At 36.5% G+C, this 26431-nt stretch carries 26 protein-coding genes; 21 read left to right on the forward strand and 5 right to left on the reverse strand.

Annotation, left to right across the window (positions count from 1 at the left end):
* Positions 1-2: 2 nt before the first annotated feature.
* From AN964_RS07185 to ald, 10 genes are all read left to right on the forward strand, one after another.
* Complete coding sequence (locus AN964_RS07185; protein ID WP_055739022.1) at positions 3-536, forward strand: RDD family protein; 534 nt, start codon at positions 3-5, stop codon at positions 534-536.
* A gap of 60 nt (positions 537-596) precedes the next feature.
* Entirely contained in the window at positions 597-1274 is a 678-nt protein-coding gene (locus tag AN964_RS07190; RefSeq protein ID WP_055739023.1) for a DUF2953 domain-containing protein, read from the forward strand.
* Between the two features lie 15 nt (positions 1275-1289).
* Positions 1290-1781 carry a GerW family sporulation protein gene (ytfJ, locus tag AN964_RS07195; protein WP_055739024.1) on the forward strand — a complete coding sequence of 164 codons (492 nt, stop codon included), beginning with the start codon at positions 1290-1292 and terminating at the stop codon, positions 1779-1781.
* A gap of 283 nt (positions 1782-2064) precedes the next feature.
* A complete protein-coding gene (gene tpx / locus AN964_RS07200; protein ID WP_055739025.1) occupies positions 2065-2565 on the forward strand; it encodes a thiol peroxidase in 501 nt (166 codons plus the stop codon).
* An 81-nt stretch (positions 2566-2646) separates the two neighbouring features.
* A complete protein-coding gene (locus tag AN964_RS07205) occupies positions 2647-3636 on the forward strand; it encodes a class I SAM-dependent methyltransferase (protein WP_055739026.1) in 990 nt (329 codons plus the stop codon).
* Positions 3637-3813: 177 nt separating this feature from the next.
* Complete coding sequence (locus AN964_RS07210) at positions 3814-5004, forward strand: acetate kinase (protein ID WP_055739027.1); 1191 nt, start codon at positions 3814-3816, stop codon at positions 5002-5004.
* Positions 5005-5121: 117 nt separating this feature from the next.
* Positions 5122-5964 carry an EcsC family protein gene (locus AN964_RS07215; RefSeq protein WP_055739028.1) on the forward strand — a complete coding sequence of 281 codons (843 nt, stop codon included), beginning with the start codon at positions 5122-5124 and terminating at the stop codon, positions 5962-5964.
* Positions 5964-6476, forward strand: coding sequence for a MogA/MoaB family molybdenum cofactor biosynthesis protein (locus AN964_RS07220; RefSeq protein WP_055739029.1), 513 nt, complete (start codon positions 5964-5966; stop codon positions 6474-6476). Before AN964_RS07215 ends, AN964_RS07220 begins: the two co-directional genes overlap by 1 nt.
* 118 nt (positions 6477-6594) lie before the next feature.
* A complete protein-coding gene (locus tag AN964_RS26645) occupies positions 6595-6744 on the forward strand; it encodes a hypothetical protein (RefSeq protein ID WP_163258608.1) in 150 nt (49 codons plus the stop codon).
* A 161-nt stretch (positions 6745-6905) separates the two neighbouring features.
* The gene (gene ald, locus AN964_RS07225; RefSeq protein WP_055739030.1) at positions 6906-8021 is read left to right on the forward strand and encodes an alanine dehydrogenase; all 1116 of its coding nucleotides are present in this window, start codon (positions 6906-6908) and stop codon (positions 8019-8021) included.
* A gap of 39 nt (positions 8022-8060) precedes the next feature.
* Here the strand turns inward: ald and AN964_RS07230 are convergent, their stop codons facing one another.
* Positions 8061-9158 carry a M24 family metallopeptidase gene (locus AN964_RS07230; protein WP_055739031.1) on the reverse strand — a complete coding sequence of 366 codons (1098 nt, stop codon included), beginning with the start codon at positions 9156-9158 and terminating at the stop codon, positions 8061-8063.
* Positions 9159-9300: 142 nt separating this feature from the next.
* Between AN964_RS07230 and AN964_RS07235 the strand changes: the two genes are divergently transcribed.
* From AN964_RS07235 to AN964_RS07245, 3 genes are all read left to right on the forward strand, one after another.
* Complete coding sequence (locus tag AN964_RS07235) at positions 9301-9981, forward strand: metal-dependent hydrolase (RefSeq protein WP_055739032.1); 681 nt, start codon at positions 9301-9303, stop codon at positions 9979-9981.
* 90 nt (positions 9982-10071) lie between these two features.
* Positions 10072-10305: a hypothetical protein gene (locus tag AN964_RS07240; protein WP_055739033.1), complete on the forward strand. Its 234-nt coding sequence runs from the start codon at positions 10072-10074 to the stop codon at positions 10303-10305.
* 269 nt (positions 10306-10574) lie between these two features.
* Positions 10575-11891 carry a CBS domain-containing protein gene (locus tag AN964_RS07245; RefSeq protein WP_055739034.1) on the forward strand — a complete coding sequence of 439 codons (1317 nt, stop codon included), beginning with the start codon at positions 10575-10577 and terminating at the stop codon, positions 11889-11891.
* 36 nt (positions 11892-11927) lie between these two features.
* On the opposite strand, the gene AN964_RS07250 is transcribed toward AN964_RS07245, so the two are convergent.
* On the reverse strand, positions 11928-12230 hold the full coding sequence (locus AN964_RS07250; RefSeq protein WP_055739035.1) for a YtpI family protein: 303 nt from the start codon (positions 12228-12230) through the stop codon (positions 11928-11930).
* Positions 12231-12348: 118 nt separating this feature from the next.
* On the opposite strand from AN964_RS07250, the gene AN964_RS07255 reads away from it, so the two are divergent.
* Entirely contained in the window at positions 12349-13299 is a 951-nt protein-coding gene (locus AN964_RS07255) for a DHH family phosphoesterase (RefSeq protein ID WP_055739036.1), read from the forward strand.
* 7 nt (positions 13300-13306) lie between these two features.
* On the opposite strand, the gene ytrI is transcribed toward AN964_RS07255, so the two are convergent.
* Both ytrI and ytrH read right to left on the reverse strand, forming a co-directional pair.
* Positions 13307-13813 carry a sporulation membrane protein YtrI gene (ytrI, locus tag AN964_RS07260; RefSeq protein ID WP_055739037.1) on the reverse strand — a complete coding sequence of 169 codons (507 nt, stop codon included), beginning with the start codon at positions 13811-13813 and terminating at the stop codon, positions 13307-13309.
* Positions 13810-14142, reverse strand: a complete 333-nt coding sequence (ytrH, locus tag AN964_RS07265; RefSeq protein WP_055739038.1) for a sporulation membrane protein YtrH — start codon at positions 14140-14142, stop codon at positions 13810-13812. The genes ytrI and ytrH overlap by 4 nt, the downstream gene beginning before the upstream one ends.
* A 210-nt stretch (positions 14143-14352) precedes the next feature.
* Here ytrH and dnaE point away from each other — a divergent pair, with 210 nt between their 5' ends.
* The 7 genes from dnaE (at position 14353) to pyk (ending at position 24772) form a co-directional block, all read left to right on the forward strand.
* The gene (gene dnaE / locus AN964_RS07270) at positions 14353-17715 is read left to right on the forward strand and encodes a DNA polymerase III subunit alpha (protein ID WP_055739039.1); all 3363 of its coding nucleotides are present in this window, start codon (positions 14353-14355) and stop codon (positions 17713-17715) included.
* 80 nt (positions 17716-17795) lie between these two features.
* Positions 17796-19034: an NADP-dependent malic enzyme gene (gene ystJ, locus AN964_RS07275; RefSeq protein WP_055739040.1), complete on the forward strand. Its 1239-nt coding sequence runs from the start codon at positions 17796-17798 to the stop codon at positions 19032-19034.
* 68 nt (positions 19035-19102) lie between these two features.
* Positions 19103-19654 carry a FadR/GntR family transcriptional regulator gene (locus tag AN964_RS07280; protein ID WP_055741170.1) on the forward strand — a complete coding sequence of 184 codons (552 nt, stop codon included), beginning with the start codon at positions 19103-19105 and terminating at the stop codon, positions 19652-19654.
* A 113-nt stretch (positions 19655-19767) separates the two neighbouring features.
* Complete coding sequence (gene accD / locus AN964_RS07285; RefSeq protein WP_055739041.1) at positions 19768-20637, forward strand: acetyl-CoA carboxylase, carboxyltransferase subunit beta; 870 nt, start codon at positions 19768-19770, stop codon at positions 20635-20637.
* Positions 20631-21608, forward strand: coding sequence for an acetyl-CoA carboxylase carboxyl transferase subunit alpha (gene accA / locus AN964_RS07290; RefSeq protein ID WP_055739042.1), 978 nt, complete (start codon positions 20631-20633; stop codon positions 21606-21608). The genes accD and accA overlap by 7 nt, the downstream gene beginning before the upstream one ends.
* Before the next feature lie 426 nt (positions 21609-22034).
* Positions 22035-22994, forward strand: coding sequence for a 6-phosphofructokinase (gene pfkA / locus AN964_RS07295; RefSeq protein ID WP_055739043.1), 960 nt, complete (start codon positions 22035-22037; stop codon positions 22992-22994).
* Positions 22995-23011: 17 nt separating this feature from the next.
* Entirely contained in the window at positions 23012-24772 is a 1761-nt protein-coding gene (gene pyk, locus AN964_RS07300) for a pyruvate kinase (protein WP_055739044.1), read from the forward strand.
* Between the two features lie 36 nt (positions 24773-24808).
* On the opposite strand, the gene ytvI is transcribed toward pyk, so the two are convergent.
* Positions 24809-25939: a sporulation integral membrane protein YtvI gene (gene ytvI, locus AN964_RS07305; protein WP_055739045.1), complete on the reverse strand. Its 1131-nt coding sequence runs from the start codon at positions 25937-25939 to the stop codon at positions 24809-24811.
* Positions 25940-26431: the final 492 nt, after the last annotated feature.

Below are 26431 nucleotides of genomic sequence, written 5' to 3' on the forward strand. Positions count from 1 at the left end.
AAATGAGTGGAATAAATAACGATGATCAATATCTTCTAGATCCGGCTGAAGCAGATAAATTGCTTACTAATAATCGCGAATCAAAGGAAAATAATTATTATCTTGCCGGCTTTTGGATGAGGTTTTGGGCATACTTAGTAGATTTAATTGTGATCGGAAGCATTGATCGTTTGCTTGTTAAATCAATTTTCCGCCTGCTTGGTATTTCTTTGGAAAACACAGGAATGTTCTCGCCTATTGCCATTACCACAGCTCTTGTCTTTTATGGATATTTTGTGTTAATGACGAAATTCACAGGGCAGACGATTGGGAAGATGGTATTCGGATTGAAAGTGATTTCGTTGAAAGAAGCTAAACGAACCTGGGGAATGATATTGATTCGGGAATTAATTGGACGTTATATATCTACAACTATCTCGATATTGTATGTAATCATTGCATTTACTTCAAAAAAACAAGGATTACATGATTTGTTTGCTGATACAACTGTCGTACGGGAAGAAAATAAAAAACAATTATTACAGCCTGCTCTTTAAGAGCAGGTTTATTTTTTTATGAACTGGAGAAAATGGTAGGCTGAAAGGTTGTGTGTCCTGATGATCGTAGCCTCTATTATAATTGGAATTCTTATACTAATTTTTTTCATTATTTGGTTTACGACTGTCACCATCATACTGGATTATTCTCATCAACAAGATGATGATCATTTTAAAATTAAACTTCAGGTTTGGAAAATTATTCGTTATACCATAGAGGTGCCCGTTGTAAAAATTGATAAGGATGAACCACATCTTATTTATAAAACGAAAAATACGGATGGGGATCATGATACGAACAAAATAACTCCTCATGAAATTAGTGACCGCCTTTCCGATTATAAGGAACTATTACAACATGTTTTTGGCTTAAATATGGTATTTCGGAAATTTTTTAAAACGATAAAGGTTAAACAGTTGGAATGGCACTCTGTCATCGGAGTAAAGGATGCTGCTTTAACCGGGGTTTTAACAGGGACCGCTTGGGCGTTTAAGGGAGGCATAGTGGGGCTGCTGAGTAAATATATGAAACTTATGGTGTATCCCGAAATCTCTATTCATCCTTCCTTCCAAATTCCCTTATCCCAAACAAAGATAAAATGTATGTTTAAAATTCGAATCGGGAATGCTATTTTAGCAGGAATAAAAATATTGAAGTTTTGGAGAGGTGGTAAAGGCTCATTTAAAACAAAGCCTTTATCTACGGTCTCAGAAGATGAAAATAATCATTCCATTTAATGAGGAGGAGTCGAAATGAGTGACCATCCAATTGAGGGCTTAATGACAGCTGCCATGGAAAATTTAAAGGAAATGATAGATGTAAATACCATTATTGGTGATCCTGTGGAAACACCGGATGGAAGTGTGATCTTAACTGTTTCCAAGGTTGGATTTGGATTTGCTGCCGGTGGTAGCCAATTTAATGCTAATGGAAAATCGCATGCATCAGAGCAAAGTCAAGGACAGCAAGGTGGCGGGTCCGGGCTTCCATTTGGCGGAGGAAGCGGTGGCGGGGTTTCGATTACACCAATTGCTTTCTTAATCGTTAATTCGTCCGGAGTTAAAATGCTGCACCTCGATGAGAGTACCCATCTTCTTGAAAAAATCTTAGATGTTGCACCTAGTGTCGTAGATAAAATTCAGTCAATGATAAAGAAGAATAGCCAAAATAACCAAAATAATCAAAATTCAAATGGATGGAAGACACACCAGCCTACGCAGCAAAAACAAGATTTTGATTTTTAATACAGTTTTATTCTTAGACTATGTTGCCTAAGTAGATGAAAAGCTAAGTTAAGCAGGAACTTATTTAGAAAAGATAACCTGAAATGAAATCTGTATTTGAAATTGTAAAAAAAATACGGGAAGCAACAAGTTTAAATGGACCTTTGATTTTAACAATCTATACGAAACCAGCAATTAACAACTCTCGCCGTTTTCGGCGAGGTTTTTAATTGGAAAAATAGCGAATTCTTCAGTATGATAGGAATAGATATAGAAATAAATTACCTAAGGAGGAAATGAATAAATGGCATCCGTAACATTTAAAGGCACAAATATGACTTTAGTCGGCAATGAAGTAAAGGTTGGCGATAAAGCTCCTAATTTCACGGTATTAGCAAATGATTTATCAGAAGTAACACTTGACGATACAAAAGGTTCTGTGCGTATCATTAGTGTTGTTCCTTCCATTGATACTGGTGTTTGCGATGCACAAACTCGCCGCTTCAATGAAGAAGCATCAAAACTTGATAATGTTAAAGTCCTTACAATTTCAGTTGATTTACCTTTTGCGCAAGCACGCTGGTGTGCAGCGAGCGGTCTTGACAATGTGGTAACATTATCTGACCATCGTGATTTATCATTTGGCGAAGCATATGGTGTTGTAATGAAAGAATTAAGATTATTAGCAAGATCTGTTTTTGTCGTTGATAGCAATGATATGGTTACATATGTAGAATACGTAAGTGAAGGTACTAATCATCCTGATTACGATAAAGCAATTGCGGCAGCAAAAGAAGCAAAATAACGCTAATTTAACCCCGATATTAAATCGGGGTCTATTATTGTCACTGATTTCTTATAGGATATTGCAGGAGGAATTTTGTTAATGAAGTTGGAAAGTATCGAAAAGATTTTTAATGTATTGAATGAAACGGCGGAGATTTTGCAAGCGGAACTTTCGTGCACTTATTTAGAAGCTCTAGCAGAAACAGGGGAAAATATTTTCCACGAAGATATTATGCAGGAGGAATTAAGCGAAATAATAAGAAAAAGATTAGAGAAAATATATAGTGAACTATCTTGGAATCAATTTTCAAATGAACAAATCCGTAAAGCCTATCAATTGGCAATTTTAAAAGGGATGAAGGACAGTGTTCAACCTAACCATCAAATGACACCAGATTCCATAGGACTATTCATGGGTTATTTAATCAATAAATTTTTTGAAAACTCCCAGTCCTTTTCATTGCTTGATCCAGCGGTAGGATCCGGAAATCTATTAACGACAATTTTGAATCATTTAAGACCAAAAGAAATAAATGCCGTTGCCGTAGATGTGGATGATCTTCTGCTTAAGCTAGCTTATATTGGAGCGAATTTACAAAGACATCCTATTCAATTTTTTCATCAGGATGCATTGCAATCCTTATTCGTTGATCCGGTTGATGCAATTGTTTGTGATCTTCCTGTCGGTTATTATCCGAATGATGAAGGTGCACAAAAATACCAATTAAAAGCAGAAGAAGGTCATTCTTATGCTCATCATTTATTTATAGAACAAAGTTTAAATCATATTAAACCAGGGGGATACTTATTCTTCCTCATTCCAAATGATTTATTTGAATCGAAGGAGGCTCCTAAACTCCATACATATATACAAGAGCATGCACATATTCAAGGTGTGCTGCAGCTTCCGTTATCTATGTTTAAAAATCCGCGTGCAGCAAAAAGTATTTTTATTTTACAAAAAAAATCAGAAGAAATTTCTGCGCCTAAACAAGTGCTTATTGCATCACTGCCTACACTATCTAATCAACAGGCAATGGGAAGTATTCTTCAAAAAATTGAAAAGTGGTTTGCAGAAAATAAGTATTGATGCCGGTGTATGACACCGGCTTAATTTTTTGTAAAGATTTGAATATATTTATTTTGAATTGGAACCGATTGCAATTAGGTCTTAAGCTTGATAAACATTTTTTAACATGTTTAAATGAATCGTATGGATACAAAACATATGATATAAATTGACTTAAGAATAGAAGGGACGGTATCAATGTCAAAAATAATTGCAATAAATGCCGGAAGTTCTTCCTTAAAGTTTCAATTATTTGAAATGCCCGAGGAAAAGGTAATTACAAAAGGACTTATTGAGCGAATCGGTTTAAACGATTCTATTTTTAATATAACGGTAAACGATGAAAAACAAACGGAAATTCTTGATATTCCTAATCATGAAGTAGCAGTTAAATTACTGTTAGAAAAGCTTACATCATTAGAAATTATTAAATCTCTATCCGAAATTAACGGTGTTGGGCACAGGGTTGTCCATGGAGGGGAAGTTTTCCATGATTCTGTTTTAATAAATGATGAGGTGGTTCAGCAACTAGAGGATTTGTCAGAATTAGCACCTCTTCATAATCCTGCGAATATTACAGGAATAAAAGCTTTTAAAAATGCATTGCCTAATGTTCCAGCAGTCGCAGTATTTGATACCGCATTTCATCAGACGATGCCCGAAAGCTCCTTTTTATATAGCTTACCGTATGAATATTATAAAAAGTACGGGATTCGAAAATATGGATTTCACGGCACTTCCCATAAATATGTGTCAGAACGTGCGGCCGAATTGCTAGGACGCCCATCAGAACAACTAAGATTAATCTCCTGTCATCTTGGAAACGGGGCAAGTATAGCTGCTATTGAAAGTGGAAAATCCATCGATACTTCGATGGGATTTACCCCTTTAGCAGGTGTTGCCATGGGGACACGATCAGGAAATCTTGACCCTGCTCTCATTCCATTTATCATGGAGAAAACAGGGAAAACGGTTGATGAAGTATTACAAGTGCTCAATAAAGAATCAGGATTACTTGGTATCTCTGGTTTATCAAGCGACCTTCGTGATATTGAATCACAGGCATCAGAAGGTAACGAGCGTGCTGATTTAGCTTTAGAAATATTTGCAAATCGTATTCATAAATACATTGGAACTTATGCAGCTAAAATGTCTGGGGTAGATGCGATTATTTTCACAGCGGGAATTGGCGAAAACAGTGATATTATTAGAGGGAAGGTATTGCGCGGACTTGAATTTATGGGAGTCTACTGGGACCCTCAGTTAAATAAAATCCGCGGGAAAGAGGCTTTCATCAGTTATCCCCATTCGCCTGTAAAGGTAATGGTAATCCCGACGAATGAAGAGGTAATGATTGCACGAGATGTACTGCGAATTGCAGCCTTATAAAATTATAAGTACAACCTTCTAAATACCTGAGGGTTGTACTTTTTTTGTTCTCTTTCCTTCCTTTTTGATATACTTCTAATAGTAGAAAAATATTCCTTGGAATGAGGTGGCTACAAGATGACATGGACGAAAAACGAACAAAAGGTGTGGGAGGATATTGAAGAATATGTTCAATCCTTTCAATCATATGAAGGAAATGATTTTCAGAATCTTTATGGAAAATGGGTTGAAAAGGCATTTACATCAATTCCAGAAAGTTTGACTGAACCGTTTTTTGAAAAGCTGGATACATGGTTATTTCATCTTCATTCCCTTCTTCAAGGTTTGCATATCCAGGACGAAGCGAGAGAGAGAATCCTAAAATCAGCAAAAGTTTTTGACGAATCCATTTTTTTAATTGAGGATATGAAAAAGCTATCCATTGATCAGCTTTCATACATAGCTGACCAGCATGTTTCACGACATAAAATATATTCCTTGCTGCAGGGAGGAATGACAGCAACAGCACAGCCTATTTTTTTGAGCTCCGATTTTTTAGCTTTAATCTTGATTAATTTACGGTCCGTACAATTAACAGCTATCACCTATGGATATGATGTCCGACAGCCATTTGAAATGATGACATCTTTGAAAGTTTTTCATACTGCATCTCTTCCAAATCGGTTAAAAGGGATGGGGTGGAAAGAGTTAACGGATGAATTAGAGGAGCATCACTCCTTGTATTTTTATGAAGGCATGGAAAAAATAATCGATTATAGGTGGTTGGAGGAGCCGTTTAAACAATTGCTAAAAGTATTTTTTATTTCACTTTTTAATAAAAATTCTTCTTCAAAATCTTCTTTTGTTTCACTGGCTATTGGGGCAGGCGCAAATTATCAATTCTCGCGAAAAGTGAATCAATTTGCAGAAAAGTATTATCAATATCGATTTTTACTTGATAAACAAAGGGAAGAATATTGATGAGTGTGGAAGAACATAAACGAAACGCTGAGGGCTATGTGACTTGTGCCGTCATTACCATTAGTGATACAAGAAATGTTGAAAATGATAAGAGCGGAAAGTTAATGAAAGATCTTTTAATTGGAAACGGACATCAAGTGGAATATTACAAAATTATTAAGGATGACAGGGATGAAATAATAAATTCTATTCATGAAGTTCTGGAAAATAGCAATATCAAAGCAATTCTTCTAAATGGAGGAACTGGTATTGCAAAGCGGGATGTTACCATAGAAACAGTTACCAATCTTTTCGAAAAGGAAATAATTGGATTTGGTGAGCTATTTCGAATGCTAAGTTATACGGTAGATATCGGTCCTGCTGCTATGCTGTCCAGGGCGACAGCTGGAATTTACCGAAACCGTGTTATTTTTTCAACTCCCGGCTCTACAGGTGCAGTACGATTAGCGATGGAGAAGCTTATCGTACCTGAGCTTAATCATGTCGTTCATGAAATAGAAAAGGATCTATAAGGCTTTAATATGACTTTTACTGATTAACTCTTCAATTTATTTCCTCCATATTTTTCGGATAATTTATTCCTCGTAACCGAAAAATAATAGAGTATTTAAAACTTGAAGGGGTGTATGTATGAAAAAGCAGGAACCTAGCAAAGACCTTACTTATGATGAACAGGCAATTGAAGAAACGACAAATCAAATTATGGATGCCTATGCCAGCGGAGTTGTCGATCAGCCAGATGGACAATTTCATATCTATGATCAAAATGATGAACAATAGGTTATTATCTAGCCACCTTTAGGGTGGCTATTCTATTATTTTTTATAAGTAAGAGAAAAATTAATAGGAATATACGATTATATTTGATAAAATGAAAGTGCTTTCTAAAATTACTTTTTTAATATATTTTGTTCATGGATGATATAAAGGAGGTTTATCTTATGCGTATTGGGGTACCAAAGGAAATTAAAAATAACGAAAATCGTGTAGCTATGACTCCAGCAGGTGTTGTAACGTTAACAAAAGCTGGACATGAGGTTTTTATTGAAACTGGAGCGGGATTAGGTTCCGGATTCATCGATGGAGATTATGCTCAAGCTGGAGCAAAGATTGTCCAAACAGCTGAAGAAGCATGGTCCATGGAAATGGTCATGAAGGTTAAAGAACCTTTACAAAGTGAATATAAGTATTTCAGAGAAGGTTTAATTCTATTTACATATTTACATCTTGCAGCTGAACCAGAATTAACAAAAGCATTATTAGAAAGCAAAGTAATCGGTATTGCATACGAAACAGTACAGCTTCCAAATCGTTCTTTACCACTATTAACTCCAATGAGTGAAGTGGCAGGAAGAATGGCTCCGCAAATTGGTGCTCAATTCCTTGAGAAAAATCATGGAGGTAAAGGAATTCTGTTATCAGGTGTTCCTGGTGTACAAAGAGGAAAAGTTACCATCATTGGCGGTGGTATGGCTGGAACGCACGCTGCGAAAATGGCAGTTGGTCTAGGTGCTGAAGTAACTGTGATTGACTTAAACCCTGATCGTTTACGTCAGCTTGACGATATTTTCGGAAGCGATATTTCCACTCTAATGTCAAATCCATATAATATTGCTGAATCTGTGAAAGATGCTGATTTAGTAATCGGAGCTGTTCTTATCCCTGGTGCAAAAGCACCGAAATTAGTGACAGAGGAAATGATTTCGTCTATGAAGCCAGGTTCTGTTGTAGTGGATATTGCTATTGACCAAGGTGGAATTTTCGAAACAAGCGATCGCATTACAACTCATGATAACCCAACTTATGAAAAACATGGTGTTGTTCACTATGCCGTTGCTAACATGCCTGGAGCTGTTCCACGTACATCAACGATTGCGTTAACAAATGTAACGGTTCCATACGCATTGCAAATCGCGAACAAAGGATACAAACAAGCGTGTCTTGATAATGAACCATTATTTAAAGGTATTAATACACTAAATGGTCGTTGTACGTATCAAGCGGTTGCAGACTCTCTTCAACTTGAATATGTTGATGCGAAGACACTGCTTCAATAATGGTGAAAAAAATCCACCCAAAATGGGTGGATTTTTAGCTTACTTTATTATTTGTAAAGTTTTATCAAACGATGTTAAAACATCTACTCCATTTTTCGTAACAAAAACATCATCCTCAATACGAACCCCGGCAATACCTGGTACGTAAATTCCAGGTTCAATCGTAAATACCATACCTTCCTTTAAAACAAGTTCATTCGTATTGGTAACGGAAGGAAACTCGTGGACACCAATTCCCAAACCATGGCCTAATCGATGGGTGAAATATTCACCATAACCTGCGTCTGTAATAATATCTCTTGCAAGTTGATCTAGTTCTTTTGCTTTGATCCCTGGTTTTACTGCCTTAACAGCTTCTTCCTCAGCTTTAAGTACTGTATGATAGATTTTATGCTGTTCATCATTGATATGGTCATAAGCAACCGTTCTAGTAATATCAGAGCAGTAGCCTTCATAAATGACGCCCAAATCAAACAACACAAGATCGCCTTTTTTAATTTTTGTTAATCCAGGATTTCCATGTGGTGAAGCGGCATTATTACCTGTCAACACCATCGTTTCAAATGACATTTGGGAGATTCCTTTTTTCTTTAGTTCGTATTCAATCGCTGCAATGATATCAAGTTCTGTCTTTCCCTCAGCGATTTCGTTAATACCAACTTGCACGGCAAAATCAGCATATTCAGCTGCTTTTTTTAAGATTTGTTTTTCGTTTTCATCTTTCACAAGGCGAAGTTCACGCAGCTTTTCTTCTGCAGCAACAAAGGAAGCGCCTGCAAATCTCTTCAGTATTTCTTCATAGCGTTCAAGATTGATATGCTCTTTTTCTAGAGCCATTTTTGCAACTTTCTCCACTCGGGATTTCATATTTTGGGCAACAATATCCCAAGCATTATCTGTATCGGAACAGCCGATAATCTCATATTCCCAACCTGATTGCTTTGCATCATGGGCATCTAAAGCGGGACAAATTAAAAAAGGCTCTTTATCTTGAAATACAGCAATACCAAGTAATCGCTCATGGGGATCGCTATAAAAACCGCTTAAGTAAAATACATTTTCGGAAGAAGTGATGAATGCTGCATCAATGTTTTCCGTTTTTAACCATTCCGTTAAACTTTGTAATCGTTGGTTCACTACCGTCATCTCCTTAAATAGGTTCCTCTTAAGAATAGCAAAATTTCAGAAGTTATTCTATTATTTAAGGTAGAGTGGCGGAAGGAAATAAAGCTATTTTTCCCGAAGTACATAAAGAATAAAAATAAGAGGAGTGAAGAAATTGAAAGTATCTTATCATGGACATTCAGTTGTGAAAGTTGAAACAAATGGGAAAACGATTTTATTTGATCCTTTTATTAATGGAAACTCACAAACAGATTTAAAAGCAGAAAATGAAAACCCGGATGTCATTATTTTAACGCACGGTCATAATGACCATGTTGGAGATACCGTTGAAATTGCTAAAAGAAGCGGTGCTCTAATCATTGGAAATGATGAAATTGCCACTTATATGGAATGGCAAGGATTAAAAACACATCCTCTCCATATTGGCGGTTCTTGTGAATTTGACTTTGGAAAGGTTAAATTAACACAGGCATTTCATGGCTCATCCTATTATACAGAAGATAAACAAATCATTTATTTAGGAGAACCTGCTGGTGTTCTGTTAATGGCAGAGGGAAAAACAATCTATCATGCTGGTGATACTGCGCTATTTTCAGATATGAAGCTTATCGGGGAAAGACATCCTATTGATTTAGCGTTCCTGCCAATTGGAGATAATTTTACGATGGGGCCGGATGATGCGGCTTATGCTGCAAGCCTTTTGAAAGCAAAAACAGTAGTGCCTATTCACTACAATACATTTCCTCCTATTAAACAAGATCCTGCTAAATTTATTGAACTATTAGAAGGGCAGCATGGGAAAATCATGCATGCTGGAGATACGATTGAACTATGATAACGGCCTAATTTTAGGTCGTTTTTTTTGTGCACTTTTAATGAATAAACGCATAAAATAATACAAGCCTTAAAAAATGGAGGTATTGTGATGAAAAGAAATAGATATTTACTTTGTTTTCTGCTCGCAGCAGCCCTGATTTATTATGCCATTCCACAGCTGCCATTTACAGCATCTGGGTCAGGCGGATTATTTGCATCTGTTTGGCTTGGATTTGCTCTATTGGTGATTGCAGGGAACCTTTCAGCACTTCTTTATTCACCAAAGAAAAAATCCTACAATAAGAGAGAAATTCAGGCGAGGAAACGAATTAGATCACATTAAAAAACTCTTTCATTGCTACTTAGAAAATTAATTGGCACCCCTGTTTCAGGGGTTTTTTGCTTGTGGCAGAATTATTTGCAGTTCCGCCTGAATTAATCCCGGTAGTGCCTGAATTATTTTTCGAAACGCCTGAATTATCTATTTAAAATGCGGAATTCCTACATTAATTAGCTTTAACTTTAAGGTATGCTTTTCTTATTAATTGAATTACCAAGCTTTTCACTTTATAATGAAGCTTAAATATTGCGGCGGAAAAAAGGGTGAAAAGCTTGGCAACTAAACATGAACAAATCTTGCAATACATAGATACCTTGCCTATTGGTGAGAAGATTTCGGTTAGGCAAATTGCGAAGGCTTTGAATGTAAGTGAAGGAACTGCGTATAGAGCCATTAAAGATGCTGAAAATAAGGGTTATGTCAGCACTATTGAACGTGTTGGCACGATTCGAATCGAAAGAAAGAAAAAGGAAAATATTGAAAAGCTTACTTTTGCTGAAGTTGTAAATATCATAGATGGACAAGTTTTGGGTGGGAAATCAGGACTTCATAAAACATTAAATAAATTTGTCATTGGTGCCATGAAATTAGAAGCAATGATGAAGTATACGGATGCAGGCAGCTTGCTAATTGTCGGTAATCGAACCAATGCCCATGAACTGGCATTGCGCGCTGGTGCGGCAGTTCTCATTACAGGCGGCTTTGATACCGAAGAACGTGTCAAAAAACTTGCCGATCAATTAGAACTCCCGATTTTATCTACCAGTTTTGATACTTTTACAGTTGCAACCATGATAAATCGTGCTATTTACGATCAGCTGATTAAAAAAGAGATTATACTAGTAGAAGATATCCTAACACCTTTAGCCGAAACAATTTATTTAAAAATCGATGAAAAAGTAGAAAATTGGTATGAAAAAAAGCGCCATACTACTCATAGTCGATTTCCGGTAGTAGATTCCCATATGAAGGTTCAGGGGATGGTTACAGCTAAAGATATCATTGAGCAGGAAGCTTTCGTACCTATTGAAAAGGTAATGACGAAAAATCCTATTACGGTTAGTCCAAAAACAAGTCTAACTTCTGCCAGCCACATGATGATTTGGGAAGGAATTGAAATGATCCCGGTTGTGGATGATTATCAGCGCCTACAAGGAATTATTAGCAGACAGGATATTTTAAAAGCGTTGCAAATGACACAGCGCCAGCCTCAGGTTGGGGAAACGATAGACGATATCATAACAACACGGCTAGATTCTACCTCTATAAAAAATCAAGATGAAGAAAGTTATTTTTTTGAGGTTTCTCCGCAAATGACGAATCCGCTCGGAACCATTTCCTATGGTGTATTCACCACACTTCTATATGAAGCAGCTAACCGGAAATTGCGTCAGCAAAAAAAAGAAGATATTATTATCGAAAACATGACCGTCTATTTTATTAAGCCAGTACAAATTGAGAGTACGATAGAAATTATTCCGAAAGTTCTAGAAGTAGGACGAAAATTTGGAAAAGTAGATGTCGAGGTTTACCATGAAGGGATTCTGGTGGGAAAGGCATTATTAACCTGTCAGCTAATTGACCGATAGAAGAGAAAAGCCGCTTTACATAAGAAGCGGCATCTGTTAACTATTCAATTCCTCGATTTCTTTCAGGGCAAATGGCCTATAATATTTAAAAGCTTTAAAACCAGTCCAGGCACTTAGAAAACCTATGATAATAAAAACAGCTGCTACTATATAGGTCGTTATCGTATGATAGAGAAACAATTGATTGATTCCGAAAAAAGCGACAAATAATCCAAGTGCAATACTGGATTTTCCGGATAAATATTTTCTTTCCATTTGTAATCTGCTGCGTACATATTTAATTTTATAATAAACATAAAAGGAAAGAGAAATAACAATAAGAAACACTAAAATAATCATTTTTTATCCTCCAAAAGACAATAATCTAGGCTATATACAAACAATATTGTAACGATAATTACTAGAAATATCTACAAAGTATCTATGAATTCCATGACAAATTAACGAAGGTGATTAAATGAAACAGGAGATATTTGAAACAATAAAGCAATACGAAACTATTATTATACATCGTCATGTTCGCCCTGACCCTGATGCGTATGGCTCCCAAGGAGGACTTGCTGAAATTTTAAAAGCATCCTATCCTGAAAAAAATATTTATACTGTCGGTAAACCCGAACCAACATTAGAATTTTTGAGGACCCTTGATGTTATTCCGGATGAGGCATACAATGGTGCTTTAGTAATTGTCTGTGATACAGCCAACAAAGAGAGAATTTGCGACGATCGATATACATTAGGGGACATGCTAATTAAAATTGATCATCATCCAAATGAGGACCCATATGGGGATTTATTATGGGTAGATACAGATGCATCTTCCGTCAGTGAAATGATCTATGAATTTTATTTATTTGGTAGAGACAAAGGTTTAAAAATGTCGGATGAGGCTGCAAGACTAATTTACGGTGGAATAGTTGGCGATACCGGGCGTTTTTTATATCCAAGCACAACACAACGAACATTTGATTATGCAGGAGAACTAATTCGTTATTCATTTGACAGAAATAGTCTCTACAATAAAATGTATGAATTGGATCCTAAGGTGGTAAAGCTGCAAGGTTATGTCTTGCAAAATTTTGAGGTTTTAGATGAAGGAGCAGCGGTTGTCATTTTGAAAAAAGAGATGCTGCGCGAATTTAATGTAGTACCATCGGAAGCATCACAGCTTGTAAGTCAGTTAGGAAATATAAAAGGTATTAAGGCTTGGTGTTTCTTCATTGAAGAAGAGGACCAAATTAGGGTAAGACTTCGTTCAAAAGGGCCTATTATTAATCAGATTGCCCGTAATTATAACGGCGGCGGCCACCCGCTTGCTGCGGGTGCTTCGATTTATTCATGGGACGAAGCACAAAACGTCATGAAAGACTTGGTGGAAGTATGTAAAGACAGTAAAGCCTCTATTTGAGGCTTTACTAGTCCGCTAACTTTAGTTCCAAATAAATATTGATGGTTGAATAGAATAATATGTCCTTAATTACTAGCTTATAACGGCGATTATTTATTTTAAGCGTCTTATTTTCAATGGTTTTAAAGATTAAATCCTTGTTTTGGTAGACTTCACTAATGTCTTTCGCAATCAAGGATCGTAAGTCTTCTTTTATCTCTTCTTCCTTTTCAAAAATGCTATGAGAATCCTTTATTCCGTATTTTTCATACCTATTAATTTTCACACTTACATTTTGGACAATCAACATTTCTGCATTTTTCTTTGTCAGCTTATCCCACTCATCCTGCCATATTTTTTTTTCATCTCTAAGGTCTTTAATAATGGAGTTCTGTCTTTTAATAACTATGGATTGTTTTTCCTGCAGGGTGCCATACATGAAAAGAAAGATCATCCAGCTAATACAGCCGCCAATGACAACCCCTGCAAAAAATCTTTGCCAGACCGGTTTTCGATGTAAGGTTGGAACTCTCATTGGACATGCTCCTGTGTAAGCCAAGATATGATAATGGAAGCGGTATTTGCGCCGCCCATAGCAGATAGGATAAGCAAAAGTTGCTTTACAATGTCCTTTGTCCCTCCGTCTAAAAATCCTTTTTCAAAACTATATACAGTGTCAAAGGTGCCGCCTATTGCAGCGATAATCGCCCATATTCGCAAATTGCTGGATATTCTTGTAATTTCCGTGAGTAGTGGTTGTCCAGTAATAAATGATGCGAGTCCACCAATTAAAGTTCCCCCAATCATGACACCAAAACCGATAAAAAAACTATTAAAAAAGGCCGGAAAAAATGCTTCATTCACTAGAGACCATCCCCTGAAATCGATTGTCCTTCCCTACACTATATGGGACAACACACCGGTATATGAAATGAAATAAAAAAACTTATCAGAAATAAATAAAGTCCCTGTAAATCAAATAAGAAAAAACATAGTATAAAAATGAGAACATATTTTCTTTTTTGTTTTTATCGATTTATAATAAAAGAAAGAAGTAAAAAGGTGGGAGTAGGATTGTCATTTATACACCTTCAAATATCAACAGCTTATAGTCTGCTATCTAGTACTGTTTCCATAAAAAGTTTAATTGAGCAAGCGAAAAAGTTAAATTATCAAACACTTGCTATTACAGACCGGAATGTTTTATATGGAGTTATCCCTTTTTATAAAGAATGTATAAAGAATGGAATCAAACCAATTATTGGAATTACTGTAGATGTTTTAAGCGAAACACAGGAAAATAAATCATATCCTCTTGTTTTATTGGCTAAAAATGAAAAAGGCTTTGAAAACCTAATAAAAATTTCAAGTACTATTCAAACCGTGTCCCCGGCAGGTATACCAACAAAATGGTTAAAAGGATACAGGCAAGGTTTATTTGCATTTTCACCAGGGATAGAGGGTGAAATTGAAGATCTATTACTTCGAAATGAAACGGAAAATGCAATCCGTACAGCGAAGTTTTATCAACAGTTATTCGAGAGTGATTCCTTTTTTTTATCTCTGCAAAATCATCTGCTTCCTGATGAGCAAAGAATCAATCAAAAATTAAAAGATATCGCAAAAAATAATGGGATAAACACTATAGTGACTAATGATGTAAGATATGTTGAAAAAGAGGATGCTTTTAGTCAAGAATGCTTGCTAGCCATCGGCCAAGGTTTAAAATTAAGTGACGAAACACGTTTTACACTGAAATCGGAAGAATATTATTTAAAATCGAAGGAAGAAATTGTACAGTTATTTGCTGATGAAGTAGATGCGTTGGAAAACACGATTCGATTGGCAAATTCGTGCAATTTAGAAATAAAGATGAATCAAAGGCTATTGCCAAAATTCCCAATAGAAGGAAATCAGACGACAAAGGATTTGCTGCGGGAATTATGTTTACATGGCTTAAATGAGCGAATTGATCATGTGGCTCCCATTTACATAGAAAGATTAGATTATGAATTAAATATAATCAATAAGATGCAATTCAATGACTATTTTCTGATAGTATGGGATTTTATGAAATATGCCCGTGATAATGGAATCTTAACTGGACCGGGACGCGGGTCTGCAGCGGGTTCCCTAGTTGCCTATACTTTAAATATTACAGATGTGGATCCCATTCAGTACGAACTACTATTTGAACGATTTTTGAATCCGGAAAGAATTACGATGCCTGATATAGATATTGATTTTCCTGACCATCGCCGTGATGAAGTAATTCAATATGTTGCAGAAAAGTATGGAAAGCTGCATGTTGCCCAAATTATCACATTTGGAACTCTGGCAGCAAAAGCTGCGATCAGAGATGTTGCACGTGTTTTTGGATTTAATACAAAAGAATTAGAGCAGCTTTCCAGACTTATTCCATCCAGACCGGGAACAACACTGAATAAGGCATATGAACAGTCAGAAAAGCTGAGAAGCTTTGTACAGCAATCAGAACTGCATAAGAAGCTTTTTGTCACTGCATTAAAGCTGGAGGGGTTACCGAGACACACCTCTACGCATGCTGCAGGAGTCATTATAAGTGATAAACCTTTAAGTAATATTATTCCTATCCAAGATGGACATGATGGTGTCTATTTGACACAGTATCCGATGGATATTTTAGAGGAAATCGGTTTATTGAAAATGGACTTTCTGGGTCTGCGAAACTTATCCCTTATAGAAAGAATTGTTGCTAGTATTCAAAAAGGTCTGGGAAGAAAGATAAACATAAAAAGTTTGCCGCTGTCTGATGAAAAAACATTTAAATTATTAAGCGATGGTATTACCACAGGCATATTTCAGCTTGAATCAGATGGTATGAGAAATGTGCTGGAAAAGCTTAAACCATCAGATTTTGAAGATATTGTTGCAGTGAATGCCTTGTACAGACCCGGCCCAATGGAGAACATTCCAACCTATATAAGACGAAAACATGGACAGGAACCGATCCGATATCCACATCCTGATTTAGAGCCAATTTTGAAAAAAACATATGGCGTTATTGTTTATCAGGAGCAAATAATGCAAATAGCTTCCATAATGGCGGGCTTTACACTTGGGGAGGCAGATTTATTAAGAAGAGCGGTTGCAAAAAAGAAAAAAGAAGTATTGGATGAAGAAAGAGAACATTTTGTTAAAGGTGCTGCAGAAAAGGGTTATGATAGCCAAACTGCAAATGATATTTACGATTTAATTGTCCGATTTGCCAATTATGGTTTTAATCGCAGTCATGCAGTGGCATACAGCTTTATAGCATATCAGCTCGCCTTTTTAAAGGCACATTATCCCCTGTATTTTATGGCGGCGCTTTTAACATCTGCGATAGGAAATGAGGATAAAATTTCACAATATATAAGAGAAGCTAGACTAATGGGAATAAAGATTCTTCCTCCTTCTATCAATCATAGTTTTTACCCATTTAGTGTGGAAAAAGGCTCAATTCGATATAGTCTTGCTGCAATAAAAGGGGTTGGCATGGCTACCTTGAAGGAAATAATGGGAGCAAGACAAACAAAACCGTTTAGCGATTTATTTGATTTATGTATAAGGGTTTCCGGGAAGGCTTTAAATCGAAATGTACTAGAATCGCTTGTATTTTCCGGGGCAATGGATGATTTTAATCATGACCGTGCGACATTACTTGCAAGTCTGGATATCGCAATAGAACATGCTGCACTAGTCAGACCGGAAAATCAGGAATATGATTTATTTTCAGAAGATGACGTTTTCCAGCTTAAACCCAAATATATGGAAGTTGAAAAGATGCAAAATATGGATAAGCTATTATTCGAAAAACAAGTATTAGGACTCTATTTATCTGATCATCCTGTAAGTTCATATAAAAAAATGCTGGAGCAACTTTCGATAACCTTAGTAGTAGATATAAAAAAAGGACAGAAGCACTGTAAACTAGGCATATATATAAATGAATTTAAAACGATTCGTACTAAAAAAGGGGAAGTCATGGGCTTTTTGAAAATTAGTGATGCCACAGGAGAAATGGAAGCTGTGATTTTTCCAAACGTTTACCGACAATTTAGCAGTGTTTGTAATCAAGGGCAGCTTGCGGTCATGGAAGGAGCAGTGGAAGAGAGAAATGGAAAGCTTCAATTCATTGTCCAAAAAATAACTAAAATGGATGAAGCAGCAGAGAACTCTAAAATGGACAATAAAAAACTGTATATTAAAGTAACAAAACAGATTGAAGATTCTATCGGCATAGAGAAAATGAAAATAAAATTAAGAAAATTTACTGGAGATATCCCTGTCATTTTATATTATGAAAGCAGCAAGCGAACAGTACAGCTATCACGAAATGACTGGGTCGATGGTTCTGATGAATGTTTAAAGGCATGTAAGGATTTATTAGGACAAGAAAACGTGATTTTACAATAATATTTTTCACTTGTAAGATAAATGTGGTATATTATTTAATAGACATGTGTGGTCAGACCACTTAACGAAGGAGTGAAATCATGTCTTTACGAGAAGAAGCATTACATATGCACCGCATAAACAGAGGAAAATTAGAGTCCAAGTCTAAAGTAGTCGTAAAAAATGCAAAGGATCTAAGTCTTGCTTATTCACCTGGGGTGGCTGAACCATGCAAAATGATTTACGATAAACCGGAAACGGTGTATGAATACACCATGAAAGGGAATATGGTTGCTGTTGTAACAGATGGAACAGCAGTATTAGGCTTAGGGAATATTGGACCTGAGGCTGCACTTCCTGTTATGGAAGGAAAAGCAGTATTATTTAAAAGTTTTGCAGGTGTAGATGCTTTTCCAATTTGTTTAAATTCTACAGAGGTAGATAAAATCGTAGAAACAGTGAAACTATTGGAGCCAACATTTGGCGGTGTGAATTTAGAGGATATTTCCGCACCTCATTGTTTTGAAGTGGAAGAAAGATTAAAGAAAGAAGTTAATATTCCTGTTTTTCATGATGACCAGCATGGAACAGCAATTGTAACGGTTGCAGGATTAGTAAATGCATTAAAAATTGTCGGCAAGAAAATGTCTGAAATTAAAGTTGTCGCAAGCGGCGCAGGGGCTGCTGGAATTGCTATTATAAAATTATTATATCATTACGGTGTTCGTGACATTATTATGTGTGATTCAAAAGGGGCTATTTTTGAAGGCCGTACTTTTGGGATGAACAGTGTTAAATCAGAAGTTGCAAAATATACGAATAGAAATAAAGAAGAAGGTAAACTTTCAGATGTCATTAAAGGTGCAGATGTCTTTATTGGGGTCTCTGTAGCAGGGGCACTTTCAAAAGCAATGGTCGAATCAATGAATCCGGATTCTATTATTTTTGCAATGGCTAATCCTGATCCGGAAATTATGCCGGAGGATGCGAAATCAGCAGGGGCTGCAGTGATTGGTACCGGTAGATCTGATTTCCCAAATCAGGTTAATAATGTGTTGGCGTTTCCAGGAATTTTCCGTGGTGCATTAGATGTTCGTGCCACACATATTAATGAAAAAATGAAGCAAGCCGCAGTGGAGGCTATTGCAAGCTTAATAGAAGAAAGTGAGCTAAACTCAGATTATGTCATCCCAAGACCATTTGATCCAAGAGTTGCTCCAGCCGTTGCCGCTGCAGTTGCTAAAGCTGCAATGGAAACAGGAGTAGCACGTTTAAAAGTCGATCCTGAAGAAGTTAGAGCTAGAACAATGCGACTGTCTGCAATTGGAAAAAGTGAGTGATTTGATTAGTGAGTTCAAATCAAAGCAAAACAAAGCTATATCTTGAGATTGTACATCAAATTCGAGAAATGATAACAGAGGACCAATTATTGCCTGGCGATAAGCTTCCTTCAGAACGGGAACTTTCAGAGCGTCTTAATGTAGGGCGCTCTTCTGTTCGAGAAGCTTTTAGGGCATTAGAACTGCTTGGGTTGATTGAAACTCGGAGGGGTGAAGGTACATATCTTCGCGATTTTACTAATCATCAATTAGTAGAGCTTCTAAGTACCTTTATTTTACAAGATTCACAGGTTAGGCAAGATGTATTGGAAACGAAGGCTCTAATTGAAAAGGATGTAATTAGGCTTGTTTCCAAGGAGCAATATGTTCAGAAACTACATGTCTTGAAAGAACAGCTGGAAAGCGAAGAAATCAATACGGAAGATAGATTTTATCATCAGCTTATTGCCATTACGGAAAATCGGCTGCTATTAAAAATATGGCAAATAATAAATGAATATTCGTCACAATTAATTTCCAATAAGGGAAATTTCATCCATAGAGATAAATATCTTCTCTTATTAGACAGCATCATAAAAAGGAATTCAGAACATGCTATTGAAATTTATGATACAATGTGAAAAGTGTCGAAAAAACATCGACGAATTCCAACATTATTTTTTACGAAAGTACGATAAATTGTAAAAGATATAGAACAAGCTGCTTCCCAGTTGTTTTTAAAGGAGGATTAATTTTGCTGAAAGATTTTTTTACGAAACCTAAAAAGAAAAAATATGCAACCATTCCTTCAGAAGCGGCAAAACATGATGTACCTGAAGGGTTAATGACCAAATGCCCAAATTGTCGTAAAATCTTATATTCGAAGGATCTAGAGAAAAACTTAAAAGTGTGCTTACACTGTGGATACCATCTGAAAATGAATGCATATGAACGTGTGGAGAGCTTTATTGATGAAGGCACATTCCAAGAAATGGACGGCCAGCTGATCTCTGAAAATCCGCTTGGTTTTCCTGGCTATCTAGAAAAACTGGAACAAGTTCGCGAGAAAGCAAAGATGAATGAAGCAGTCTTAACTGGAACTGGGAAGGTTAACGGACGCGAAATTGTATTAGCGATTATGGATTCAACTTTTATCATGGGAAGTATGGGATCTGTCGTTGGAGAAAAAATTACCCGTGCTATTGAAGAGGCTGATAAACGAAGGCTTCCATTTATTATTTTTACTGCTTCGGGCGGTGCAAGGATGCAGGAAGGTGTTCTTTCCCTAATGCAAATGGCAAAAACAAGCGCTGCATTGAAAAAATTTAGTGATAACGGCGGATTGTTCATTACCATTATGACCCACCCAACTACCGGCGGCGTAACTGCGAGTTTTGCGTCATTAGGTGATTATAATTTTTCAGAGCCTGGCGCGTTAATCGGTTTTGCAGGAAGAAGAATTATTGAACAAACAATCCGTGAAGAATTACCTGCAGAGTTTCAAACCGCAGAATTCTTATTAAAACATGGTCAACTTGATGCTGTTATCGAAAGACAAGAATTAAAAGAAACGATAACAACCGTTCTTGAAATTCATGGGCAAGTAGGTGAATTACAGTGGTAAATGAACTCGAGTTTGAGAAGCATCTAATAGAATTGCGAAAAAAAATTAAAGAACTAAAAGAGTTTACTCAAAGCTCTGATGTAGATTTATCATCTGAAATTGAGAAACTAGAATCACGTTTAAGTAAACTTGAAACAGATATTTACGAAAATATGAAGCCGTGGGATCGGGTTCAAGTTGCCCGCCATCCTAATAGACCAACCACATTAGACTATATTCCGCATCTGTTCACTGATTTTATCGAAATACATGGTGACAGACTTTTTGGTGATGATGAAGCTATTGTTGGTGGAATTGCTAAATACAAAGGTCTGCCAGTTACTATCATTGGACAGCAACGTGGTAAGGATACAAAAGAAAATATCCGGCGAAATTTCGGGATGCCGCATCCAGAAGGATATCGCAAGGCATTAAGATTAATGAAACAGGCAGATAAGTTTAAACGTCCTATTATTACATTTATTGATACTAAAGGTGCATATCCTGGAAAAGCTGCCGAGGAACGCGGCATAGCGGAATCCATCGCCCGCAATTTGTTCGAAATGGCTGGTTTTCGCGTCCCGATTATTTGCATTGTTATCGGTGAAGGTGCAAGCGGTGGCGCTTTAGGAATTGGAGTAGGAAATCATATTCATATTTTAGAGAACTCTTGGTTCTCCGTTATTGCACCTGAAAGTGCTGCAGCATTGCTGTGGAAGGATGCAGGACAAGCTCAAAAAGCTGCAAATATCATGAAGATTACTGCACCTGATTTAAAGAAACTTGGGGTCATTGATGAGCTAATACCTGAAGTTAAGGGTGGGGCTCATAAAGATATTACTACCCAAGCTGCTGCCATCGATAAGGTATTAGAAAATTCGTTGAAACAATTGCTTGCATTAAGTGCTGATGAGCTTATTCAAGATCGATTTGATAAGTTTAGGAAAATGGGTAAATTCACGGAAGTTAAGGAATTCGTCAACTCTAAATAGTGAAATAATCATTTACTACTAGAAATAGATTTTTTGTGAAGCAATCGGTTTATAGATCCGATTGCTTCTATATTTGTCTAGCTACAGCTTCTATTGGCAAGCGGATTTCTAGGTCTTAGTCCTACGATAAGTCAACATCGGCTCGTGGAAAATCTCGCCTTGTTTCCTTTATCTCGAGCCTGCGACTCCGAAATCCGTACGCTGATGAGCAAGGCGCTTACGCTTTTCTAATTAAATCGCTTTCAATTTTGTTATTATTTTGGCTTTCTATTTTCTGTATCAAATCCATTGTGAAGTAGGATAAATAGTGGTATTTTATAAATATTCATTGATTGTATAAGAGAAGATACTTGGATAGAAAGTATTTGCTTTAAACAAGCTAAAAAGGATTATTACATATTAACCTATTTACAAGAGGTGTTTTCTATGAAAAGAATTGGAGTGTTAACAAGCGGCGGAGACGCACCAGGGATGAATGCTGCTATACGTGCAGTAGTCAGAAAAGGAATTTATCATAATCTTGAAGTGATGGGCATCTACAATGGATATAGCGGTCTAATAAACGGAAAGATAGAGAAATTAGAGTTAGGTTCTGTAGGAGATATTATACATCGTGGCGGAACCATGCTTCACTCGGCACGCTGTGAAGAGTTTAAAACAAAAGAAGGCCAGCAAAAAGGAATTGAACAGCTCAAAAAGCATGGAATTGAGGGTCTTGTTGTAATTGGTGGAGATGGATCCTATCAAGGTGCAAAAGCATTGACAGTGCAAGGCTTTCCATGTGTTGGAGTACCTGGAACCATCGATAATGATATCCCGGGAACAGAATTTACAATCGGTTTTGATACTGCATTAAATACCGTACTGGATGCAATTGATAAAATACGTGATACTGCTTCCTCACATGAACGAACTTTTATCATTGAAGTAATGGGAAGAGATGCCGGAGATATTGCCCTTTGGTCTGGTCTTGCAGGCGGTGCGGAAACCATTTTAATTCCTGAAGAAAACTATGATATGAACGATATCGTAGAACGTTTAAATAAAGGAAATGAGCGTGGTAAAAAGCATAGTATTATTATTGTGGCAGAAGGTGTTACATCTGGGAATAAGTTCGCAGAAGAACTAAAGGAAGCTTCCAATATTGAAACACGTGTATCTGTGCTTGGCCATATTCAGCGTGGTGGATCTCCGACTGCTTCTGATAGAGTTTTGGCAAGCAGACTTGGAGCAAGAGCCGTGGAACTTTTAATGGAAGGAAAAGGCGGCAGAGCTGTAGGCATCGAAAAAAATCAACTTGTGGACTATGATATTATTGAAGCTTTAAGCAGAAAACATGAGCTTAATTTCGATATGTATAAACTTTCAAAAGAATTATCTATATAAATTGCGGAGGTAAGACAATGAAGAAAACAAAAATTGTGTGTACGATCGGTCCAGCGAGCGAAAGCGTTGAAATGCTGGAAAAATTGATTGATGCAGGGATGAATGTAGCGCGATTAAATTTTTCACATGGTGATCATGAAGAGCATGGCAGACGAATTAATAATATCCGCACTGCATCTGCAAATACAAAGAAAACTGTAGCAATTTTATTAGATACAAAAGGACCTGAAATTCGAACACATGATATGGAAAATGGCTCCATCGAATTAAAAGAGGGAACACAAACAATTATTTCGATGTCACAAGTCCTAGGAACACCAGAAAAGTTTTCTATCTCTTACACAGGATTAATTGATGATGTACATGTTGGATCAAAAATTTTATTGGATGATGGTTTAATCGAATTAGAAGTTACGGAAATAGATCATGACAAAAAAGAACTAAAAACAAATGTACTAAACAGCGGTACATTAAAAAATAAAAAAGGGGTAAATGTACCGGGGGTTTCGGTGAATTTACCAGGTATCACTGAAAAAGATGCAAAGGACATCCTGTTCGGAATTGAACAAGGTATTGACTTTATCGCAGCATCTTTTGTTCGTCGTGCATCCGATGTATTAGAGATTAGGAAATTATTAGAAGAAAACAATGCTGAATATATTCAAATTATCCCTAAAATAGAGAATCAAGAAGGTGTTGACAACATCGATGAGATTTTAGATGTTTCGGATGGTTTAATGGTAGCGCGCGGTGATTTAGGGGTAGAAATTCCAACTGAAGCAGTTCCTTTGGTTCAAAAAGAATTAATTAAGAAGTGCAATGAGCTTGGAAAACCTGTTATAACAGCCACACAAATGCTGGATTCTATGCAGAGAAATCCAAGGCCAACAAGGGCTGAAGCTAGTGACGTTGCCAATGCGATTTTTGATGGTACAGATGCAATTATGCTTTCAGGAGAAACGGCTGCAGGGTTATATCCAGTTGAAGCAGTGAAAACAATGTATAAAATCGCGATACATGCTGAAGAAGCTTTAGACCATCGTGACATTTTATCTTACCGGAGTAAAAACAGCGACCATAACATGACAGATGCTATTTGCCAGTCTGTTGCCCATACAGCGCTTAATTTAGAATTGAAAGCCATTATAACTCCAACAGAGAGTGGATATACTGCCAAGATGATCTCTAAATACCGCCCTAAGGCACCAATTGTGGCAGTGACTTCCAATGATTATGTCGTACGCAGATTATCATTAGTATGGGGAGTGTACCCTCAAGTTGGCAAGAAAGTAAATTCTACTGATGAAATGCTTGAACTAGCAGTACAAGAAAGTTTAAATACTAATTTAGTGAAGCATGGCGATTTAGTTGTGATCACTGCAGGAGTTCCAGTTGGAGAAGCAGGAACAACCAATCTAATGAAAGTTCATGTAGTTGGTGATATTGTAGCGAAGGGTCAAGGAATTGGCAGAAAGTCAGGATACGGGAAAGCGGTTATAGCTAAAAATGCAAAAGAAGCGAAGGAAAAAGTAAAAGAAGGATCCGTATTAGTCGCCATCGGTACTGATCGGGAAATGGTTTCTGTACTTGAGAAATGTAGTGCTCTAATCGTTGAAGAAGGCGGCTTGACAAGTCATGCGGCAGTTGTAGGAATAAATCTCGGTATTCCAGTTATTGTAGGAGTGGAAAATGCTACTTCTAAAATAGTAGATGGTCAAGAGATTACAGTGGACGCACATAGAGGCGTTATATATAACGGCCATGCAAGTGTATTATAATAAATAAAAAAAAAACCAAGGGGCTGCCCCTTGGTTTTATTCTTTTATATCAGTATTTGGTTTGCCAATGATAAAATTCCATACATCGCGAAAAACATTTGCTCTATTTAGCGTAGTTATAATGACTAATGTGACCGGTCCAAGAATTAAGCCTAAAAAGCCAACTAATTTAAATCCGACAAATAATGCAACTAGTGTGGCTAAAGGATTTAATCCAATACTGGATGAAAGAATTTTTGGCTCCATAAATTGTCTCTGTACAATGACAACTGTATATAAAACTCCAAGACCGACCGCAAGAGTAATATTTCCCGTAATCGCCTCATATACGATCCAAGGTATAAAAACCACACCAGTTCCTAAATATGGCAATAAATCGACTATTCCGCTTACCAATGCAATCGTAATCGCATAGTCTACTCTTAAAATGAGAAGGCCGATTAGAACAATCACTAAAGTAATGGATATTAAAGTAAGCTGTGCCCGAATGAATCCAACAAGCGCTTTCTTTAAATCATTAAATACTGTTTGCCCGCTTTTTTGTGCTTTTTCTGGCAAAAATTTTCTCCCGTATTTTGTCAATCGGTACCAATCTTTGCTGATGAAAAACGTAGCCAACAATGAAAAAATCATAACAGTAGCTGCATTTGGAATCCAAGAAATTAAGCTTGGCAATTTTTGAAAAAAGTTTTGAAGAAAATTACCTGCACTAGAAGCGATTTTTTGTCCGGCAGATTGGATATTTTGCATGATTGTATCTTGTTGTCCAGCATTTAGGCTTTTAAACAAACTTGTAGCTTGGTCATAGAGAGGAATTACCTGGGAAGCTATAAAATCTTCAATATAGTTGACTAATGTTTGCACATGATCCGGTAATACGTCCGCCAGATAATTTGCACCAGCAACTATTTCAGTAATTAATAAAGTAATTAATCCAATAAACACACTTATGATGAAGATAATGGATATAATAACCGCAACTGCCCTTGGGAGTCTGATTTTTTTTTCAAGGAAATTTACAAGAGGGTTAATAAAAAGAGCAATGACGATTCCAATGAGGAATGGATACGTTACCTTCGAAATCAAGACAAACAGTGTAACTGTCCCGACAACAACAGCGATTACGATAAAAAAACGTATTGTTCTATATATATATTCAGGATTCAAACTTAGCCCTCCTCAGGTAGGTATTACTATTATTTTACATGCTGATATTGGTAAAAAAAAGAGATATATGAAAATCTATGAAATTCTGAAAAACGTTGAATAAAGATGAATGAATATCATGAATAGAGCAATCATAACAAATAGTTGTTTTCTCATTAATTATAGCTTTACTTCATTGTTATAAATCCAAATAAAAAGTGGCTTCGAGGCATCTTTTCTTAGCAAATTTGTTTATTTTTAATCCGAAAAAGGTTGTTACTAAGTGTTTTCGTATATAAAAGCAATAAAGTATAAGAAAAGAGCCTAACAAACAGAATCCTTTTCATTTTTCTAAAAAAACATTCTTTACCAGATTGAATCCAATACCATTCACAAAAGTTTGATAAGTGTTTATAATATGGGATGTAACGAATAAATTTGAGCCTATAAATAGACAAGATTTGAAATTATATTATAATAGGTATGTGACCGCTTGCACATTTATAAAGGCTG

It is taken from the genome of Heyndrickxia shackletonii, assembly GCF_001420715.1.
Classification (GTDB): domain Bacteria; phylum Bacillota; class Bacilli; order Bacillales; family Bacillaceae_C; genus Margalitia; species Margalitia shackletonii.

Excerpts from the sequence above, each read along its gene's own strand:
- AN964_RS07185 (WP_055739022.1), top strand. The coding sequence starts at position 3 with ATGAGTGGAATAAATAACGATGATCAATATCTTCTAGATCCGGCTGAA.
- AN964_RS07190 (WP_055739023.1), top strand. The coding sequence starts at position 597 with ATGATCGTAGCCTCTATTATAATTGGAATTCTTATACTAATTTTTTTC.
- ytfJ (WP_055739024.1), top strand. The coding sequence starts at position 1,290 with ATGAGTGACCATCCAATTGAGGGCTTAATGACAGCTGCCATGGAAAAT.
- tpx (WP_055739025.1), top strand. The coding sequence starts at position 2,065 with ATGGCATCCGTAACATTTAAAGGCACAAATATGACTTTAGTCGGCAAT.
- AN964_RS07205 (WP_055739026.1), top strand. The coding sequence starts at position 2,647 with ATGAAGTTGGAAAGTATCGAAAAGATTTTTAATGTATTGAATGAAACG.
- AN964_RS07210 (WP_055739027.1), top strand. The coding sequence starts at position 3,814 with ATGTCAAAAATAATTGCAATAAATGCCGGAAGTTCTTCCTTAAAGTTT.
- AN964_RS07215 (WP_055739028.1), top strand. The coding sequence starts at position 5,122 with ATGACATGGACGAAAAACGAACAAAAGGTGTGGGAGGATATTGAAGAA.
- AN964_RS07220 (WP_055739029.1), top strand. The coding sequence starts at position 5,964 with ATGAGTGTGGAAGAACATAAACGAAACGCTGAGGGCTATGTGACTTGT.
- AN964_RS26645 (WP_163258608.1), top strand. The coding sequence starts at position 6,595 with ATGAAAAAGCAGGAACCTAGCAAAGACCTTACTTATGATGAACAGGCA.
- ald (WP_055739030.1), top strand. The coding sequence starts at position 6,906 with ATGCGTATTGGGGTACCAAAGGAAATTAAAAATAACGAAAATCGTGTA.
- AN964_RS07240 (WP_055739033.1), top strand. The coding sequence starts at position 10,072 with ATGAAAAGAAATAGATATTTACTTTGTTTTCTGCTCGCAGCAGCCCTG.
- AN964_RS07250 (WP_055739035.1), bottom strand. The coding sequence starts at position 12,230 with ATGATTATTTTAGTGTTTCTTATTGTTATTTCTCTTTCCTTTTATGTT.
- AN964_RS07255 (WP_055739036.1), top strand. The coding sequence starts at position 12,349 with ATGAAACAGGAGATATTTGAAACAATAAAGCAATACGAAACTATTATT.
- ytrI (WP_055739037.1), bottom strand. The coding sequence starts at position 13,813 with ATGAGAGTTCCAACCTTACATCGAAAACCGGTCTGGCAAAGATTTTTT.
- ystJ (WP_055739040.1), top strand. The coding sequence starts at position 17,796 with ATGTCTTTACGAGAAGAAGCATTACATATGCACCGCATAAACAGAGGA.
- AN964_RS07280 (WP_055741170.1), top strand. The coding sequence starts at position 19,103 with ATGATAACAGAGGACCAATTATTGCCTGGCGATAAGCTTCCTTCAGAA.
- pfkA (WP_055739043.1), top strand. The coding sequence starts at position 22,035 with ATGAAAAGAATTGGAGTGTTAACAAGCGGCGGAGACGCACCAGGGATG.
- pyk (WP_055739044.1), top strand. The coding sequence starts at position 23,012 with ATGAAGAAAACAAAAATTGTGTGTACGATCGGTCCAGCGAGCGAAAGC.